Source organism: Shewanella sp. ULN5 (assembly GCF_030731885.1).
Lineage (GTDB): Bacteria > Pseudomonadota > Gammaproteobacteria > Enterobacterales > Shewanellaceae > Shewanella > Shewanella holmiensis.
Window position 1 is genome coordinate 121574 of the sequence record NZ_JAPJEE010000009.1, and the last position, 17214, is coordinate 138787.

The 17214-nt window shown below is 40.2% G+C and carries 12 protein-coding genes; 5 read left to right on the top strand and 7 right to left on the bottom strand.

What is annotated here, in order from left to right:
* The first annotated feature begins 119 nt into the window (after positions 1-119).
* A complete protein-coding gene (locus ORI98_RS10740) occupies positions 120-1487 on the top strand; it encodes an MATE family efflux transporter (RefSeq protein ID WP_261298685.1) in 1368 nt (455 codons plus the stop codon).
* Positions 1488-1616: 129 nt separating this feature from the next.
* On the opposite strand, the gene ORI98_RS10745 is transcribed toward ORI98_RS10740, so the two are convergent.
* From ORI98_RS10745 to ORI98_RS10760, 5 genes are all read right to left on the bottom strand, one after another.
* On the bottom strand, positions 1617-3797 hold the full coding sequence (locus ORI98_RS10745) for an OsmC domain/YcaO domain-containing protein (protein ID WP_306135208.1): 2181 nt from the start codon (positions 3795-3797) through the stop codon (positions 1617-1619).
* 560 nt (positions 3798-4357) lie between these two features.
* Positions 4358-4726 (bottom strand): deoxyribodipyrimidine photo-lyase, encoded by a 369-nt coding sequence (locus tag ORI98_RS18150; protein ID WP_371931152.1) that lies wholly within the window; start codon positions 4724-4726, stop codon positions 4358-4360.
* Between the two features lie 180 nt (positions 4727-4906).
* On the bottom strand, positions 4907-5839 hold the full coding sequence (gene rluF, locus ORI98_RS10750) for a 23S rRNA pseudouridine(2604) synthase RluF (protein ID WP_306135209.1): 933 nt from the start codon (positions 5837-5839) through the stop codon (positions 4907-4909).
* A gap of 236 nt (positions 5840-6075) precedes the next feature.
* Positions 6076-6285, bottom strand: coding sequence for a cold-shock protein (locus tag ORI98_RS10755; RefSeq protein WP_226411051.1), 210 nt, complete (start codon positions 6283-6285; stop codon positions 6076-6078).
* A 772-nt stretch (positions 6286-7057) separates the two neighbouring features.
* On the bottom strand, positions 7058-7555 hold the full coding sequence (locus ORI98_RS10760; RefSeq protein WP_306135210.1) for a VF530 family DNA-binding protein: 498 nt from the start codon (positions 7553-7555) through the stop codon (positions 7058-7060).
* Between the two features lie 360 nt (positions 7556-7915).
* Here ORI98_RS10760 and ORI98_RS10765 point away from each other — a divergent pair, with 360 nt between their 5' ends.
* A complete protein-coding gene (locus tag ORI98_RS10765) occupies positions 7916-8776 on the top strand; it encodes a PA4780 family RIO1-like protein kinase (RefSeq protein WP_306135211.1) in 861 nt (286 codons plus the stop codon).
* Positions 8777-8963: 187 nt separating this feature from the next.
* Here ORI98_RS10765 and ORI98_RS10770 read toward each other — a convergent pair whose 3' ends face one another.
* Positions 8964-9350: a ribosome recycling factor family protein gene (locus ORI98_RS10770; RefSeq protein WP_261298691.1), complete on the bottom strand. Its 387-nt coding sequence runs from the start codon at positions 9348-9350 to the stop codon at positions 8964-8966.
* Between the two features lie 467 nt (positions 9351-9817).
* On the opposite strand from ORI98_RS10770, the gene ORI98_RS10775 reads away from it, so the two are divergent.
* Complete coding sequence (locus ORI98_RS10775) at positions 9818-10720, top strand: ABC transporter substrate-binding protein (RefSeq protein ID WP_261298692.1); 903 nt, start codon at positions 9818-9820, stop codon at positions 10718-10720.
* Between the two features lie 28 nt (positions 10721-10748).
* Here ORI98_RS10775 and ORI98_RS10780 read toward each other — a convergent pair whose 3' ends face one another.
* The gene (locus ORI98_RS10780; protein WP_306135212.1) at positions 10749-11663 is read right to left on the bottom strand and encodes an aspartyl protease family protein; all 915 of its coding nucleotides are present in this window, start codon (positions 11661-11663) and stop codon (positions 10749-10751) included.
* A gap of 429 nt (positions 11664-12092) precedes the next feature.
* Between ORI98_RS10780 and ORI98_RS10785 the strand changes: the two genes are divergently transcribed.
* Positions 12093-13199: an OmpA family protein gene (locus tag ORI98_RS10785; protein ID WP_306135213.1), complete on the top strand. Its 1107-nt coding sequence runs from the start codon at positions 12093-12095 to the stop codon at positions 13197-13199.
* A complete protein-coding gene (locus ORI98_RS10790) occupies positions 13199-17056 on the top strand; it encodes an Ig-like domain-containing protein (RefSeq protein WP_306135214.1) in 3858 nt (1285 codons plus the stop codon). Before ORI98_RS10785 ends, ORI98_RS10790 begins: the two co-directional genes overlap by 1 nt.
* Positions 17057-17214: the final 158 nt, after the last annotated feature.

Sequence of the window (17214 nt, forward strand, 5' to 3'; positions counted from 1 at the left end):
CCAGCACTGATATGTGTCATAGGTCATACTTTCAGCTAACACATCAATTTGCATATCACTTAAGTGTTTTCAGATAAACACTTTGGTTAACATCATTTTTTATTATTTGAGTCATGTCTATGTCGTCAACAAGTACATCATCACAGCCAGCTCAACAAGATTTAAGCTTGTTAGAGCAGCCTGTTGCAAAACTTTTTTGGCGCTATTCAATACCGACTATAGCGTCAATGTTAATTACCGGTATTTATGTCGCCATCGATGGTATGTTTGTTGGCCACTATTTGGGGGAGACAGGATTAGCAGGGATGATGTTAGCTTACCCTGTCGGTGCCATTTTATATGCTGTAGGGGCCTTAATAGGAATGGGCAGCGCAGCCCTTGTATCAATGAACCTTGGTCAGGGAAATATTATCAAGGCTCGGCATATTTTGAGTAATGCATTCAGTTTATGTTTACTGGCTGGATTATTTTTTGCCGTTTGTGGGAGCCTGTTTGCTGAGGACATCTTGATTGCACTAGGAGCCGAAGGTGAGGTATTACACAGTGCCCATGACTATTTATTCTGGTACTTTGCCCTGAGCCATTTTCCGATTATGTCTTTAGCGTTTACAGCTCTATTACGTAACGATGGTAGACCACATTTTGTCACCTGTGTTCTTATTACTGGTGGCATATTAAATACATTTTTAGATTGGTTATTTATAGTGGTATACCCCTTTGGCCTAGCAGGTGCTGCGATAGCCACCATGTTAAGTCAAGCTGTAACTGGCTTATTGTGCCTTCAGCATTTTTTTGGCCATAAAACGCAATTGAAAATCAATTGGTCGCAAATGCGGCTTCGAGCAGAGCATTGCATCGATATTACTAAGACGGGTTTTCCGAGCTTTTTAATGAATTTGTACTTATCGATAGTACTCACTCTTCACAATACCGCCTTACTCTGGGTAGGCGCACCTTTACATGTTGCGGTTTATGGCGTTATTAGTTATACCGAGGCAATCTTCTATTTGGTTTTTGAAGGGATTGCTTTTGGCACCCAGCCTATCTTTAGCTTTAATGCTGGCGCAGGTCGCTACGACAGGGTCAAAGAGGCTCGCCACATTGCATTTAGTATGACTTTACTGGTAGCCGTTATTGGGCTTATTTTAATTTACACTCGCCCACAGTGGATGGTGTATCTTTTTGCCGGAAATAACCCTGAATTAACCCCTGTGGCGATTGAAGGGTTACGATGGTATTTTTGGGGACTGCCTATGGAAGGATTATTACTTGTTGGAGCGAGTTTTTTCCAAGCTATTGGTGCTACCAAAGAGTCTGCTATTTTAACAGGGTTAAAATTAATATTAATTGCCGCGGTAATTTACCTTTTTGCATGGGCATTCGGTGTTTTCGGTGTATGGATTTCACTCGCGAGTTGCAGCGCGGTACTGACGATATGGATGTTATTTGCCATTAAACGAGTCGACAAATATAGAATGGGAGCTTAGGGAAAATCCTCTTTACACCACCATAAAGTTATAAAAAATTGAATAGGCTAGGTTCATAAAAATGCCAGCGGTAACTTAACAATTATCGCTGGCATTTTTATTTCTTCATGCTTAAATATTTCTTTATGCTTATGACTTTTGCTGACGCGCTTGATGAAGCTTCTTGTAGCTTTCAATCAGCCTTAAGTGGGGTTCAATACCTTCTAAATTAATGCTGGTTTTAGTTAAACCATAAAAGCGGACTTTACCTGTAACAGAGCCAACAACGTTTTCCATTACCTCAGCACCAAACATTCTATTAAAGTTACCGATAAAGTGTTCTAGCGCTAAGTCTTCATCTAAGGTCACTTCAAGCACGGCATTGACTGCTTGATAGAACAAGCGGCGTTGTACAGTATTGTCATTAAACTGCAAAAACTCCTCGACTAATTCCAGGGCATCTTCATGCTCACCTAAAGCTAAATAAATCAGAATTTTAAGCTCTATAATGGTTAATTGCCCCCAAACCGTATTCTCATCAAATACGATGCCAATTAATGTAGGGATATCGGTTTGGTTATCTAGCTGGCTTTCTTCTAATCGATTAACTAATTTACCCAAAGCTTTAGTGCTTAAAGAATGTAAATTAAGGATATCTTCACGGTATAACAACGCCTTGTTGGTATTATCCCAAATCAGGTCATCGACAGGGTAAACTTCAGAATACTCTGGTACCAAAATTCGGCATGCTGAAGCACCTAAATCGGTAAATTCAGCAATATATACCTCTTTGCCCATTGCCGATAAAATGCCAAATAACGCCTCAGCTTCTTGTTCATTTGTACCCGAAAAATCCCACTCACAGAAATCATAGTCGTACTTACTGCTAAAGAAGCGCCAAGAAATGACGCCTGTAGAATCAATAAAGTGTTCAACAAAGTTTTCAGGTTCAGTTACAGCCATGCTATTAAACGTTGGCTTAGGCACATCGTTTAAACCTTCAAAGCTTCGACCTTGTAGTAATTCGGTTAGGCTACGCTCTAATGCTACTTCAAAGCTTGGGTGTGCACCAAATGAGGCAAACACTCCGCCTGTTCTTGGGTTCATTAGGGTTACGCACATTACAGGAAATTGCCCGCCCAATGACGCATCTTTCACCACAACCGGAAAGCCTTGTTCTTCAAGTCCTTTAATCCCCGCGAGTATACTAGGGTACTTTTCTAACACCGCCATAGGGACATCTGGAAGGACTATTTCTTGCTCGATGATTTGACGTTTTACCGCTCGCTCGAAGATTTCTGATAAGCATTGAACATGTGCTTCTGGTAAGTTATTGCCTGCGCTCATACCATTACTTAAAAACAAGTTCTCAATTAAGTTTGATGGAAAATACACGGTTTCACCATCGGACTGGCGCGTGTAAGGGATAGCACAAATACCGCGGTCTTTATTACCTGAATTGGTATCAATTAAGTGTGAACCACATAACTCTTCATCTGGGTTATAAATATCTAAACAATACTCATCTAATATGCCTGCTGGTAATGCATCATCGTCTTCAAGAGCAAACCACTTTTCATTTGGATAATGCACAAATTCGCTATTGGCGATTTCAGTACCAAAGAATTGATCGTTATAGAAAAAGTTATTATTAAGACGCTCAATAAACTCCCCCAATGCAGAACACAATGCGCTTTCTTTAGTCGCCCCTTTACCATTGGTGAAACACATAGGTGATGCCGCATCGCGAATGTGTAACGACCACACATTAGGTACAATATTTCGCCAGGATGAGATTTCAATCTTCATTCCCAGGTCAGCTAACATCGCGGTCATATTTTTGATGGTTTGTTCAAGCGGCAGGTCTTTACCTAAAATAAAGGTGCTGCCATCGCCTTCAGGCTGCCCCATTAACATCGCGTTGGCGTCGGCATCTAAATTTGCGACGGTTTCTATTTTAAATTCAGGACCTGTTTGCACCACTTTTTTAACGGTGCAGCGATCAATTGAACGTAAAATACCTTCACGGTCTTTATCAGAGATATCTTCAGGTAACTCTACCTGAATTTGAAATATCTGGTTGTAGCGATCTTCAGGATCAACAATGTTATTTTGCGATAACCGAATGTTTTCCGTTGAAATATCACGGGCTTTACAATACACCTTGATAAAATATGCGGCGCACAATGCTGACGATGCTAAAAAGTAATCAAAAGGACTCGGGGCAGAACCATCGCCTTTATAACGTATAGGTTGGTCGGCAGTCACCGTAAAGTCGTCAAACTTGGCTTCGAGTCTTAAATTGTCGAGAAAATTTACTTTGATTTCCATTGAATACACCTACAGTCATTCACAGCCAAACGGCCACATTATCTAATTAACATGAATTATCGGTGTTTTTGGCCTAATAGTCTTGGGTTTATTGCATAAATGAACCAGCAGATTCTTTATACGATGAAAAATGAAGTCACTAAATCAGAATAAAATGCTAATTTGAACGGTGCAGACAAGATTAATATGAACGACATTAGAGGAATGAAAAGTTCATTGACCGTTAACACCATTGATTCAGAAGGAAAATGAAAACCATTTGACATTTATTTGGCTAACGCTGTTACTGTTTTGTTTTGACACTTTGGGAACTCCTCTGTCCCAACGTAAAGACGTACTTCTTTATACCTACCATTACATGCAACCCTATGTTATCAACAGCGCAGAACAAATAGGTTTACTCTATGATATTGAACAATTTTTTAATACTCACCAACAAACATATCACTTCAAAGTATCTTATATTAATGGTATAAAAACCATTCTGTTGGATATTGGTTAGGGTGTCTCTTGGCACACGATCAGGACGCATAATATCCCAACTAAAGCGGCAAAAAAATCTAACAGTAATAAAGATTGTTTACGGTTAACAGGCCATAACAGTGCGGTATTAATTTTACCAATGGTATTGATGCTATACCTTTGAATACGTTTAAATATTGCTGTTTCATCATGACTAAATAACAAAGGTGAAGCTTGTGCCCTAACGCTTCAAGCTGATGACTCAAATCTTCTAAAGATTGTAATAAAAAACCCAGCCTATGCTTACCCATTGATGTTTGTTGAAAATAAATGGGTTTAAAGTTGCTCTCGTCAAAAACAAATACAAAAGCGATATTAGAGCTGCTACGTATTAGTGCGCTTAAGGCTAGATTATCTTTTAATCTAAGATCATTAGAAAAACAAAAAAGGGAGCGATATGAAGACACGAGGCTCTCACTGCAAAATGAATATATGAACCATTACGTGCTGATAACAAGAAAAGTTTACCTTATTGAACAAGTAAACCAATTAACCGCTCATTATTCAGAAAAAGTGCCAATAAAAAAGACGTCAGCATAGCTGTCGCCTTAATCAATTTCAGTGAGATCACACTATATTACTAAATATTAGCGTTTAGGTTTTCTTGCAGAACTTGGTTTACCTTTACCATGTTGCGCCTGGCCTTTAGTTTGCCCTCGTGGAGCGCCTTTAGCCTGGCCTTTATGTTTAGTGCTGCGGTTGTGTTGCATAAAATGTTCAGGACCTTCGATTTTATCGCGAAGAGATTCCACTTTAGGTTTCGGTTTTGGCTTTTTCTTGGTAGCAGACTTTTTATCTTCTGAAGAAGAGTCTTTGATCATTTCAAACAACACATCCAGTTCTTGTTTATCGAGATCGCGCCACTCACCTATTGGTAAACCTTTAAGGCTAACGTTCATGATTTTTTGACGTTCAAGCTTAGTGACCTCAAAGCCAAAATATTCACACATGCGGCGGATCTGACGATTAAGCCCTTGTACTAAAACAATTTTAAACGCATAGGTTGATACCTGCTCTACCTTACACTTTTTTGTCACAACCCCAAGAATAGGCACACCAGCGCCCATACCTTTGATAAAATCATCGGTAATGGGTTTATTTACCGACACTACATATTCTTTGTCGTGGTTATTGCCCGCGCGTAATATTTTATTAACCAAATCACCATTGTTGGTTAAAAAAATCAATCCTTGGGAATCTTTATCTAAACGGCCAATAGGAAAAATACGGGTTGAGTGATTCACAAAATCAACAATATTATCGCGCTCGGTGCCTTCTGTCGTACTGACAATACCCACAGGTTTATTTAAGGCAATAAACACTAAATCTTCAGCATCTCGAGGTTCAATATCATGACCGTTTACTTTCACCTTGTCGCCAAAATTAACCTGGTCACCAACCTGTGCACGCTTGCCGTTAATAAATACATTCCCCTGTTCAATATAACGGTCTGCATCACGTCGAGAGCAAATGCCACTTTCGCTGATGTATTTATTGAGACGCATAGCTGAATCTGTCACGTTGGTTTCCTATCAATTAAGGTTTTTGGATCAATTAATTATGCAACGACATTGAAAGTCGCGAAAGAGTTTAGCAATTTTTAACTAGGTTGACTAAGGCTGAATAAGCAAAATAATGGCTATAAAGGCAAATAACAAAGCGAGGTAACTGCAGGAGAGTGTTAGGCGAGGAATTACAGGTAAAAAAAAGCGCAAACAGTCGTTAAACTATTTGCGCTATCTTACAAAGTATAAACTTACTCAGCAGTAACGTTAGCTGCTTGAGGGCCTTTTTGGCCTTGTTCTACTTCGAAAGATACTTTTTGGCCTTCAGCTAAAGTTTTGAAACCATCTGAAGTGATTGAACGGAAATGAACGAAAACGTCCGCGCCGCCATTATCAGGAGTGATAAAACCAAAACCTTTATCTTCGTTGAACCATTTTACTAAACCAGTAGTTTTAGACATTTTGTGTCCCTTATATAATATAATTAATAAATCTATCGCGATAATGCGATGCACTGAAGCTTGAATTATTGAATGTGACTATGAAGCTAAGGGAAACACTTTGGATAACAACGATAACGCAGAGATCTAGAGCTTTACTTTTACTTGATATTCATTAATAACTCTGTTTGCCAGAGCAGGCTATAGAATACATCAGTTTGAACTATTGTAAAGATAAATAAAAAAATAATAACAACAGCGATTTAACTCTATGATGCAAAATCAATTTTTCAAACAGGTAAAACACTCACTTAAGCCAATTATCTCCTCGACGCGGCTTATCATCTGTCTGATAATTTTATGAGGTTAAGTAACATTAAAGGGCACTATAAAATATAAAACCTCTACGGTGATACTTATCATGGTTTTAGCTTGTTCAGTAACGACAAAAAGCAGCAAATGACTTTGATCACTTCAGCAGCTGACTAACAAAGTCACCATGAGTGCCAGTTCACTTTCTATCCGTTTCAGTAATGCCACCAACCCAATATCAGCGAAGCCACCGATGAAATGACTGACGTCTCGTTTAATGCCAAACAAGCATAGGCCTTATCTATAAGCTAGAAAATAATCTAGTCGTGAATAGAGCTAACTCAATGTTCGAGCCTCAAGACGGTTTAAATAGTGACTTGGCCGTCAAAGCCAATGACTAATTCTAAACAAAAATGCCGCAATATTTGCGGCATTGAGATAACTATCCAATATTTGATTTTGGCTTTAAGCCATCAGCAGCTTAATTTCCCCAAGGATTTTTGGGATCTTGTGAGGGCGCAGGACGCTTGTTGCCAGTACGTTTATTTTGCGCGTAGTTGTCTTGCGCTTTGGGTTTATCTTTACCGTATTTTGGGCGGCTATTACTGCGCTTCATCTCTTGATAGTCCGCCGTAGCTTTATCTCGCATTTCAGCAATTAACTCTACCGTTAGCTCTTGAGGTTTACGAGGCAAAATACCATGGGCAAAACCACGTTCACGCGGCTTTAACTCAAACTGCGCCGCACTTCCTTTAGGCATACGCTTAAAGCGATAAAGATAAAAACTTTCTACTCTTTCTCTGGCCCATTCAGTCTTTTTTAAAAACTTTAGACACGCTTCCATACTTGGGTTGGTATTAAAGCATTCTAAACGCAATGCAGCGTAGAGGATTTTCCAATCATAAAAGTCGACTAATTCGGCCACCATGGTTTCTAATTTTAAGCCATGTAGCGGGTTATTCTGTTGCAGTTCAATCATAAGAAATTCCAATAACCGATAAATCGGTTGTATTATCATTGTAAATCAGGAAGTTAACTGGCAAGCTTGTGCGCAGCTTTAATCTCGCTTATCAACACTTAACATCAATATAGCCAGCTTAGAGACAACTGCATTAATGTCATTGCACAAATATAAAATCAGATGTCGATATGATAACAAATAATCACCACCTTGGGCTATGACACTCTTCAGCTCATCACCACACAAAAATAATAATCGGCTATTTTTTGCGGATAGTAAGTTGTAATAAAATAGCTAACTTACCCGTTTCATCAAAATTTATTTTCTAGCAAGCATTTGTGCATTCCATCCTGAGCTTATTTGCGGTATAAGGACGCAATGAAAATCCCGAAACGAATCCAACCTCTGGTTGAAGAAGGCTTAGTAGACGATGTCCTAAGTCAATTAATGAGTGGCAAAGAAGCCAGTGTTTATGTCGTCCGTTGTGGCGAGGACATTCGCTGCGCGAAAGTCTACAAAGATGCTGACAAACGTAGCTTTAAGCAAGCTGTTCAGTATCAAGAAGGCCGTAAGGTTCGCAATAGCCGTCGCGCCAGAGCGATGGAAAAAGGGTCTAAATTCGGTCGAGATCAACAAGAAGAAGCCTGGCAAAATGCCGAGGTAGATGCCCTATATAAATTAGCCGATGCGGGCGTGCGAGTGCCGAAACCTTATGGCTGCTATTCCGGCGTATTGTTAATGGAGTTAGTGACAGATGATGATGGCTTAGTTGCACCTCGGCTAAACGATGTGGAAATGAGCTACGAAGAAGCTATCCGAGATCATGCCAGCATGATTGAATATACCAAATTAATGCTGTGTGCGGGTATCGTACATGGAGACTTATCAGAATTTAACGTGCTGGTAGATAGCAAAGGTCCGGTGATTATTGATTTGCCCCAAGCGGTTGATGCTGCAGCCAATAATAACGCCCAATGGATGTTTGCTCGCGATGTAAACAACATGACAAGTTATTACAGTCAGTTTGCTCCTGAGTTAGCAGGTACTAAATTCGCTAAAGAAATGTGGGCATTATTTGAAGCGGGTGAACTAACACCTACATCAAAGCTAACAGGCGAGTTTGCTGAAAGTGAACATATTGCCGATGTAAATGCGATTATTGATGAAATCAATGCCGCAAAAGAAGAAGAGCTAGAAAGATTACAGCGAATGAGTGATGCTAACGATGAAGATTACTAGAACATCTTTTCTGGCTTGATTGCACTATTCTGCTATAACCTGCCGCTTTAAATTAAAACCCATTGATACTTAACGCCACCAACTAAACATCACAGCCCAAAGCATATCAATTCACAAGTTCAAGGATGATATGCTGCGTTCATCGTCAATAAATACCCAGTATTTTCGATGGTGTTTAGGGGGTGGGTTATACTTCAGCATTAAAACGAGCCACTCTTGCTTCAGCCTCTGTGCAATGGGTCAACTGTATCAACTCTGTCAATGTCATACTGGGATTTTGAGCCATCAAACGTTGTAGTTTCACAGCTAAAGGCTCTAGCTTATCCGCATGTGTTAATAAGCTTGCTTCTATCTTATGAATTAAATATTTAAAAGTCTCTGATTTGTCAGCTTTCAATCGCAACACACAGGATTGAATCATCTTTGCGTCGCCATGCATTAGCCAGTTTCTAGAGCGTCGCACACGCTTAAGCTGGCAATCGTATTGTTGTGCCATCGCTTTTGCTTGCTTCACGTTGTCACCACCAATCCGCTGAACCAGCGAAGGCAATGCGATATCAATAGGTTTATTCATCAATAATTTTTACAACATATTAAAATATAAAAATAACGGCTTAATCACATTATATAATTTACTATCATAATAGTGAGTTTAAGCGTTACCAACAAAAGTTAATCATTCTACGAATGACAAGTATGATGATATCCCCCCCAAGGCTATCGAAGCACTAAGTTCGATAGCATCGGCAATACCAAACCAATTTAAGCCCAAAGTAACCAATAAATCAGCACAGCCCTATATGTAAATACGATTAAAACACTCAATAATTACGTCAGCCAAAAATCATATTGAAGCAGAAAGTTGATGGCGCGGTCTTTCATCCCCCTCAAAAATCGCTGACTGAAATTGTCTGGTAAATAGCCAAATACAAGACTAAGATAAATCTAATATACCTATTTCCAGTGAGCTAATGGCACGTTAGTACAAGTGCTGGCAATTTCTCAAAGACAATTCGAGAGTAATAAATGAAAGCTATCACAATGAGGTTATTATTAATTCTTTTAGTCATTTATGGACAATCTGGCAACGCCCATGCGCAAGATGGCAAATTAGTATGTCCAGAACCCATTCAAATAGGCTTTAATGACTGGGCTCCATACGCTTGGATTGATGAATCGGGTAAAGCTGTTGGCTTAGATGTCGATATGCTTACTCTGGTGGCAAATAATTTCGGCTGTAAGGTACAGTTCATTCAAATGCCCGTTAAGCGTGCCCATCAAATGCTGAAAATCGGCACATTAGACATGATGATGGGAGCAAGTTATATCCCAGAAAGAGAAGAGTACGCCTATTTTTCAGATTCATATCGTGATGAAGAGGTCAGGCTGTTTGTCGAAGCAGGAAATACCTCAAGTATCACAATTGATAAGTGGCAGGACATTTTCACTAAGAAGCTTAAATTATTAGCCCCTTCTTATGGTTGGTATGGTCAGGACTATTTAGCCACTAAAGATGAGTTATCGCAACAAGGTTTATTAATTACTAGCCCTAACGCAACACAATCAGTGCAAATGCTTGCCTATAAAAGAGGGGATGTATTAATCGGTGACTCAGTTGCCTTACCTTATATTGCCAATCAATCCGAAGGGCTCATTCTGTCACCATTAGCACTTGTGGTAGACACTAATCAGATCCACTTTATGATTAGCAAAAAAACCAATAACTCAGCCTTACTTGCTGAAATCAACCGATCAATTTCAACCTTATCAAATCATGGGGCCTTAGCCAGAGTGATGAAGAAGTGGCAACAAATCTCTGTTGCCAAATCCCAAGAGTCACAACAAAAAGCGACTCCGACTGATAGTTCAAGTGGTGTAATGAATATAACTGAACAGGGCTTAATTGCTGCTTTAAATGCATCTAAACGTTATTCTGCTGAATAGGTTAATTTGACCTCATAACTGCGCCAAATTATATCTCTTCTGGTAATCCAACATGTAAATGGCCGGACTTATAATCTATGGTTAAAACAAAATGTTTTAGCACATCATAACCAACAAGCCCTTTGATATTTTTTCCTTTGATGCGTGAAAAGCTAATCGACTCTTGACCAGATACTGACTCAGTTTGACCATCCGCAGGAACGCTAACTTGAACATTTTCAATGGTAAAAGGTCCAAATTTCACCTCGGGTAAACGAAAATCATCAACAACACCAATATTATTAGCCCCTGCAATTAGGCTTGATTGTGAACCATAAAGCTCCAACCAGTTTGAATCTGTTGCCAGAGTACGCTTTAGAAATAATCCGCCGTTATTGCCAGTATCAAGTATAAGCCAAGCGTCTTTTTGACCATTCAAGTCAACTTTTACTATTGGTTGCCCGGAACCTCGATCAATCTGCATTTGAATGTTCTCAAGCTTAGCTAAATCAACAGAGCCTCTTTCAAACAGCCTTAAACGGCTATTGGGGTAATCTATCTGAAAAATAAATTTCTCTAATAATCCCGCACCTAATAGGAGTTGAACCTCATGATGTCCCAAACGAAGTCCTGCTAGGTTATCTAGCTCTAAGTCAGTATTAAAAAGTTTTGCTTGAACATTATTGAATAATCGACGAGTTTCTGTGCCATAAATACCTTCCACATTGACTTTTCCACCTTTAGGAAATTCAAATCCGTGTCTATTGATGAAACTTAAATTAATCGCATTTAACTGCGCACCACTGTCTAAAATCGCTCGGCCTTCAACCCCTTTAATTGTTACGGGTAAATTGATATGGCCATTAATGATTTCAAAATCAACCCAATTAGTTACCGCAAAGGTATTCAGCGAAAAAAGAAAAAGAGACAAAATAGGGAGTACTTTAATGATTTTATTACGCATTATTCATCCTTAATTTACGTAAAATAAGGTTAGTAAAATACACTACCCATCGTTAAAGTAAAACAAAATGGATGCAACCAAACACGGCGCAATACTAGTTAATATTTACATTACATGTATTTAGCTGCAGTTTAGCTTTAATTACTAACAATACTACCTAGAAGCAAAGGTTCCTATTATAAACGGAACACCTGTTGATGAAGTAATTTCACCATTAATTGAATACTTTCTAGCTCTATCTTTAGATATGCTATACATGCATAAAATTGTTTCTATCGCTAGCATTTTCCTGGGCAGTTTTAAAGGATTAAGGCGTTTTTAAAAAAGGTGGCGCAAGTGAGGTAAGCTAAAGGGAATACTCCTCCTCAACGTTGTACTAATAATTGAAATTTTTTATAATGCCCTACTGATAATTTATGGATTAATATCATGGAAGAACAAATGCTTTATTATCGAATACTCCGCAATCTTAATTTTACAAAACAGTTCACTCTTTTAACATTTTTGTGTTTTGGGAGTGTCCAGGCAACAGAACAAGCCCACGTTAATCTCCTTGAACAAGAACAATCTCAAACATTAAGCACTTTGCCTGAATCGTATTTCTATTTGGGCGGTAAAATAGGGGTGAATCATTATCAGCATGGTTGTGAATCTTGGAATATAGCCTGCGACAAAAACAGTACAATGTCAGGTATTTTTGCAGGGTATCAACTGAATAATAATTTTGCTTTAGAAGCGGCCTATGTTGATTTAGGAGAAGCTGAGGCCACTTATCTCGAAGGATCGAATAAACATATTTACCAAGGAAGCATGACAGGGATCAATCTTTCAGCTTTAGGTTCAATTGACTTACCGGCTAACTTCTCACTATTTGCAAAAGCAGGTTTATTTAACTGGCATGGCGAAAATAAAGGTCCATTTTCGACTATAAAGGCTGATGATTGGTCCCCCTCTCTTGGAGCAGGTATAACTTACCAAGTGAGCGATTCTTGGCAAGCACGATTGCAATATGAGTACTTTCATCATTTGGGTGATGACAATATTGGTGGCACTAACGCCCACTCAACCAGCATTGGCATTAGCTATCAATTTGGTCGAACTAGACCAGTTATAATTACTAATACGGTAACAAATACAGTAACAAAGATTGTAATGGAATCGGCACCTGTCGAGCTCGAGGAAGTCACTTTCTCAGTATTATTTGACTTTGATAGCAGTAAGCTAATCAGCACAGACTCTTTGCAAATCATTGTTAATCGTTTAACAAAGTACCCGCAAGCCACTGTTCTTTTACAGGGCTATTCTGACTCGCAGGGTACTAGTAACTATAACTTAGCACTTTCAAAGCGACGTACTGACACCATTACTGAGCACCTTATTGCACAAGGCGTGCAACAGCAGCAAATTACTGTTGAGTATTACGGCGAACAATATCCCGCGGTAGACAATATTACTGAACAGCATAGACATTTAAATCGCCGGGTTCAGGTGTTACTTCCTAAAACGATAGTCCAGCCGCTACAGGAACAACAATAATGATTACTCTATCCCATACCAAATATTTTTTTTTATCAATATTGCTGCTGTTATTAAGTGCCTGTGGTGACGGCAGTAATTCGGGGTTTCCAAGTGGTTGTGGCGATGAAGCCAACTTATGCGTGAGTCAGTTAACTATTACACCTAAAGCCGCAGCGGTGTTAGTGAGTGGACAACAAAGCTATCAGGCAATAGCGATCTTAACGGATGGTAGCGAGCGCGATATTACAGAAAAAGTAACTTGGATTATTGACGATAGTAGAATTGCAACCCTAGTGGTGGAAGAAAATCACGTCGTTGCCACTGGCTCAGCGGATGGTTTAGCAACAATTTCGGCGAGTTATCACGATTTAAATGCCAGTGCACAGTTATTGGTGGGTGCGGTTAGTGTGATGATTACCCCGAGTGTCAGCTCCATATTGACCGAAATGGAACAGCGCTATCAAGCATTTGCCATTTTCTCCAATGGATTACAAGTTGAGGTGACTAAACAAGTCTCTTGGCAAAGCGATAATATTGCGGTGGCGAGTGTCAGAGTTATTGACGATAAAGTGTTCGCTAAAGGTTTAACTGAGGGTGTCGCCAATATATCTGCGAGTTACCATGGCAAGTCAATTTATGCTCAACTGAATGTGATTAATAGTACAAGTGAAACCTTGGTAATTACCCCAGCAAGCGCTGTACTCCCAAAAGGGACTGCGACACAATATCAGGCTTTTTTAACGACAACAGCTGGTGAGGTAATCGACGTTACAACGACGGCAAGCTGGCAAGTCGCTGACGCGAACATCGCAGCCATTGATACCAATGCTTGGCTAAGTGCGGTAAACACGGGGTCAACGCTAGTCACTGCAAACCTAGTTCATCGTGCCAAAACGTTAACTGCTAACGCCGCATTAACGGTCAGCACCCCACAACTTAGCTCTCTGTCAATCAGCCCAGTGGATGGTATTTTCCCTGTAGGTAAAATCGGGGCTTATCGTGCCAATGCTTATTTTTCTGATGGTAGTGTGGTGGATGTGACCCGAGCTTCAACCTGGGATATTGCAGATGACAGTGTGGGAACGATTGTGCCATCGGGGATTTTTGCAGGCGATGGAGTGGCTTTATCTCCTGGAAAAACAACGGTCAGTGCCAGCTTTCAACACTTAACCGTCAGCACTGGGTTGGAGGTAACTAACGCCAAAATCATCGGAATTAGCATCAGTCCACTTGATTTTTCTACCCCACTCGGCACCACAGTCGCTTACCAAGCCTATGCCCGTTATTCTGATGGTTCAAAGCATAACATCACTCACTTAGCTGCTTGGTCAAGTGATGAACCTAGTGTGGCTGCCATTCAATTTAGTGGTGCCTTATCAGGAGTGGCTAATACCCTCTCAAGGGGGAGTACTAACATATCAGTGAGCTTTGAAGGCATCAGCCAACAGACCTCGCTAACGGTAAATCAAGCTGTAGTTAAATCATTGCAAATCACACCACAAAATCCGAGTGTACCAGTAGGGGTTGAAGGACAATTTACCGCCACGGCATTTTACTCAGACAACACCACAGTAGATATCACCCAGAGTGCCAATTGGCAAGTTGATGATTACAGTATTATTACCGTTATTCCCAACGGGAATTCAGCGGGTTACGCTAAAGCCTTGGCTGAGGGTACAAGTCAATTATCGGTAAAGTTTTCAGGTCAAACCGTAAGCACCTTAGTATCTGTGACACCAGCGAAGTTAGACGCTATCTCCTTAACACCATCAGTGGCAGAAATACCTGCTGGCACTAACCAGCAATATCAGCTATTTGGTTTGTTTTCTGATGGTACTAATCACGATTTAACCTTATTTGCTCACTATCAGACCAGTGATAACACATTAGCCTCCATTGATAGCCAAGGTCTAGTCACTGCGCATCAATATAATGCCCAGCCTGTTACCGTGATGGCGAGCTATAACGGCTTACAGACAACCGCAAGCCTCAAGGTGACGGCCGGATTACTCGACCATATAGAAGTCACCCCTGCCACGCAAAGCATCGCAATTGGTCATAAAGGTGCACTTCAAGCTCGTGCTGTTTATTCTGATAAAACCAGTAGCGACATCACATCGTTAGCAACATGGAGCGTTGATGAGGGTGAGATAGCGTCGGTTGATAATACTCAAGCCGAAAGTGGAAGCGTTCTGGGAATTAATGAAGGCATAGTGACAGTAACTGCCAGTTTTGAAGGTAAAACTGCATCAAATATCACTACAGTCACTGCCGCAGCACTAGAGAGTGTAAATATTACCCCCATAAAACACACGATGGCGGCAGGTTTTACCCAACAATACGCATTAACCGCACAGTTCTCTGATAGAACCAGCTTAGATGTCACAAATCGAGGACACTGGTTATCAGATGACAATACGGTAGCTTCAATAGATAGAATTGGCAGAGCACGAGGCTACCAAGAGGGCGTTGTTAGCATCACTGGCGTGTATCAAGGTTTATCAGCAAGTGCAAACTTGACGATAACGGAGGCGGTATTAACCGAGCTAAAAATAACACCAGAACAACCAAGTGAACCTTTAGGTAGTAATGGTTATTTTACGGCAACGGCCTATTTCAGTGATGGCAGCAGTAGTGATGTAACTAGCAGAGCAACATGGAGTTCTTCTGATACTAACATTATTGCTATAATTGCAAGTGGCGATATGGCAGGTAAAGCCAGCGCTAATCAAGTTGGCACTTCTACTATTAGAGCCTCATATGGCTCAATAATCGATACTACGCTAGCAACAGTAACAGATGCAGAACTAGACAATATTGTTATTTCACCTGCTGTAGCAAATGCCTCTCAGGGAATGACGTATCAATTTGCTGCAACCGCGGTATATTCAGATGGTACTCACAAAAACATCACTAATTTAGTTCATTGGCAAACTAGTGATACTAACCTAGCAAGCATAACCAGGACAGGTCTAGCAAAAGGAGAGCAGCAAGGGTCTGTTATCGTATCAGCCGATTATCTTAGTAAAGAGGCTAAGGCAACCTTCAATATTTCAGCCCCTATTGTTGAAAGTTTGATCATTGTCCCAAGCTCTATAGAGTTACCTGTGGGATCAAGTATTCATTATCAAGCAATAGCTATTGATTCAACTGGAAAAGAATATTTGGTGAGCAATGATGTTGATTGGCGCATGATGGACCAGACAATCGCTCATGTAGACAATACTGCGTCTAATGGTGGTTTAGTGACCTCACTGTCAGTAGGAACAAGCCTCATTGAAATACATTTCTTAGGCCTTGCTCAGACCGCTACTGTTGTGGTTACTCCCGCAATACTCAGTTCATTAACCATTGCGCCAGCGAATGCCATAATTATTGATGGTAAAACGCAAGCTTATACTGCCACAGCTCATTTTACAGATGGTAGTAGCCTTGATGTTACCAAAGACAGTAGTTGGAAGAGTAGTGATGTTAATATCGCAACTATTACAACGAATGGCAGCGCACTAGCACTAGGTAAAGATCCAGGGGTAACTAATATTCAAGCCAATTACCTTGGGCTCACAGCGCAAACCAGTTTAACTGTACAGGAAAAAGAAATAGATAATATACAAGTCATCCCTCATGTTAATCACCTCGATATTGGTGAACAAGTGCAGCTAAGGTGTTCAATTATTTATGTTGATTTGAGCTTAGGGGATTGTACAGATGAAGCTTTATGGACAATTTCAGATACCAATATTGCCCACGTGGAGCCGTCAGGTGGTTTAGTTACTGGCTTAAACTACGGAACAACACGAGTATTTGCTTCTTATCATGGCGTGACAAGTAGGAATACTGATGGTCAAGTTACAGTAAGGAAACCAGTATTATAATCAACTATGGTCAATCCAAGCCAAAGAACTCTGGCTCGGATTGACCTCAAACTGACAAAAATACAGATTAAACTAACAATGCACTATCGCTGCACCCATGTATTGGTGAGATAAAGGCCAACGACTTGTTCGCCATGAATAACATTAAAGTTTTCACA